The sequence below is a fragment of the Saccharomonospora halophila 8 genome (genome assembly GCF_000383775.1).
Taxonomy (GTDB): Bacteria; Actinomycetota; Actinomycetes; order Mycobacteriales; family Pseudonocardiaceae; genus Saccharomonospora; species Saccharomonospora halophila.
The window spans coordinates 50,481-52,981 of sequence record NZ_KB912579.1 but is presented as its reverse complement, the minus strand read 5'-3'; the positions used below and the strand labels follow the sequence as shown (position 1 = coordinate 52,981).

The window sequence follows — 2,501 nt, the reverse complement described above, 5'->3', positions numbered from 1 at the left end:
CCCTCGACGGCGGTGAACTCCTCCACCGCGGGCAGCGCACCGGCCCGTTCGGTGGCACCCCGCGCCACCGCCGCCGCGACGGGGTGTTCCGAGGCGTTCTCCAGCGCGCCCGCCAGCCGCAGTACCCCGGCGGGGTCCTCGCCGTCGGCCGTGTGCACGTCCACCAGTTCCATCCGGCCGGTGGTCACGGTGCCGGTCTTGTCGAGCACCACCGTGTCGATCCGCCGGGTCGATTCGAGCACCTCGGGCCCCTTGATCAGGATGCCGAGCTGCGCACCGCGCCCGGTGCCGACGAGCAACGCCGTCGGCGTGGCCAGCCCGAGCGCACACGGGCAGGCGATGATCAGCACGGCGACCGCCGCCGTGAACGCCGCCGACGCGGGCGCTCCGGAGAGCAGCCAGAACGCCAGGGTGCCCAGGGCCAGTGCGATCACGATCGGGACGAACACTCCGGAGACGCGGTCGGCGAGCCGCTGCACCCGCGCCTTGCCGGTCTGCGCCTGCTCGACCAGCCGCGCCATCTGCGCGAGCTGGGTGTCCCTGCCGACCTGGGACACGCGCACGATCAGGCGCCCGCCCGCGTTCACGGTGGCGCCGGCGACGGTGTCCCCCGGCGCCACCTCCACCGGCACGGACTCGCCGGTGAGCATGCTCTCGTCCACGGCGGAGCTGCCGTCCTCGACGACCCCGTCGGTGGCGATCTTCTCGCCCGGCCGGACGACGAACCGGTCGCCGACCGCGAGCTCCGCCACGGGAACCCGGTGCTCGACGCCGTCGTGCAGCACGGAGACGTCCTTGGCGCCGAGTTCGAGCAGCGCGTGCAGGGCCGCTCCGGCGCGCCGCTTCGCCCGCGACTCGAAGTACCGCCCGGCCAGGATGAAGGTGGTGACCCCGGCCGCCACCTCCAGGTAGATGTTCGTCCCACCGTCCGCGCGTTCGATCGTGAACTCGAACGGGTGGGTCATCCCCGGCACCCCGGCCCCGCCGAACAGCAGCGCGTACAGCGACCACAGCAGCGCCGCGAGGGTGCCCATGGAGATGAGCGTGTCCATCGTCGCGGCGCCGTGCCGCAGGTTCGTCCACGCCGCTCGGTGGAACGGCCACGCCGCCCACACCACGACCGGCGCGGCGAGGGTGAGCGAGATCCACTGCCAGTAGGTGAACTGCAGCGGCGGGACCATCGCCAGCAGGATCACCGGCACGGACAGCACCGCCGCGCCGATCAGGCGCTGCCGCAGCGAGCGCAGTGCCGTGTCGTCGGTGTCCGCCTCCGCGTTCGCGGTGAGATCCCCGGACGTGCCGCCGCGGGCCCCGGCACCGGCCTCCCCCTCGGTCGTGGTGTTCCCGGTGTCGGCCGGGGGTGGCGGCAGCGCGGCCGAGTATCCCGCGGCCTCGACCCGGCCGATCAGCGTGTCCGGGGTCACCCCGTCGGCGTAGCTGACGGTGGCCTTCTCGGTCGCGTAGTTGACCGTGGCCCGCACCCCGTCGAGCTTGTTGAGCTTGCGTTCGACACGGTTGGCACACGACGCACACGTCATCCCGCTGATCGCGAGTTCCACCTCGTTCCGGGGTGCCTCCGTCGACACCGATCCGCCGTCGGTGACCTCCGACGTCATCGCGCGCTCCTCCCTGTCTGCCTGCCGCCGGGCTCCTGGCGCCCGGGTGGGTCAGGCGCTGAGCTGGTACCCGGCTTCCTCGACGGCCGCGCGGACCGCCCCGCTGTCGATCTCACCCCGGCTGCGGACCGTCACCCGGCCGCCGGCCAGGTCGACGTCGACGTCGGTCACGTCCGGGAGCTCGGCGACCTCCTCGGTGACCGAACGGGCGCAGTGCTCGCAGGTCATTCCGGTGACCGTGTAGGTGGCCTCGGTCGTCGCCGTCATCGCGGAACCTCCTTCGCCGCCGCCGACGTGGCGGCGGTCGTCGTGTGTCGTTGCGTGGAACCGGCCATCTCAGGACCGTACGAGCCGCGCGATCGCCTCGCTGGCCTCGCGCACCTTCTCGTCGGCGACGTCACCGCCCTCGGTGAGCGCCTCGGCCACACAGTGCTTGAGATGGTCGTCGAGCAGACCGAGCGAGACCGACTGCAGCGCCTTGGTCACGGCGGAGACCTGGGTGAGCACGTCGATGCAGTACTCGTCGTTGTCCACCATCCGTTGCAGGCCGCGCACCTGCCCCTCGACGCGGCGCAGCCGCGCGAGAACCGCGTCCTTCTCCCCGGTGTAACCACGCATGGGTCGTCCCTTCGTCCCGTGTCGGCACCGTGACACTATACCCATACCCCCTAGGGGTACAAACGACACGCGACGCGACGCACAGCGGACGGCCCCGCGCACCGTCAGCGGTGCGCGGGGCCGTCGTCGTGGCTGTCTCGCTCAGTCGGTGCGGTCGATGGGCTGCGTGTGCTCGACCGGCGCCGTCTTCCGGATCGGTTGGGTGTGCTCGACCGACGAGGTCCCGGTACGGCCCGGCGACGCCCCCTCCGGCGACGCGGCCGCCGG

3 protein-coding genes are annotated in these 2,501 nt (G+C 72.6%); all 3 read right to left on the bottom strand.

The genetic code is table 11. From position 1 onward, the window contains the following. Positions 1 to 1,616: heavy metal translocating P-type ATPase (locus tag SACHA_RS0117820; RefSeq protein WP_019811974.1), on the bottom strand; the 1,616-nt coding region annotated here is incomplete at its 3' end. 51 nt (positions 1,617 to 1,667) lie between these two features. After that, entirely contained in the window at positions 1,668 to 1,883 is a 216-nt protein-coding gene (locus SACHA_RS0117815) for a heavy-metal-associated domain-containing protein (RefSeq protein WP_019811972.1), read from the bottom strand. Between the two features lie 69 nt (positions 1,884 to 1,952). After that, positions 1,953 to 2,234 carry a metal-sensitive transcriptional regulator gene (locus SACHA_RS0117810; protein WP_019811971.1) on the bottom strand — a complete coding sequence of 94 codons (282 nt, stop codon included), beginning with the start codon at positions 2,232 to 2,234 and terminating at the stop codon, positions 1,953 to 1,955. Between the last annotated feature and the right edge of the window lie 267 nt (positions 2,235 to 2,501).

What these genes read in the sequence shown, in the direction of transcription:
- SACHA_RS0117815 (WP_019811972.1), bottom strand. Translation starts at nt 1,883, where the DNA reads ATGACGGCGACGACCGAGGCCACCTACACGGTCACCGGAATGACCTGC.
- SACHA_RS0117810 (WP_019811971.1), bottom strand. Translation starts at nt 2,234, where the DNA reads ATGCGTGGTTACACCGGGGAGAAGGACGCGGTTCTCGCGCGGCTGCGC.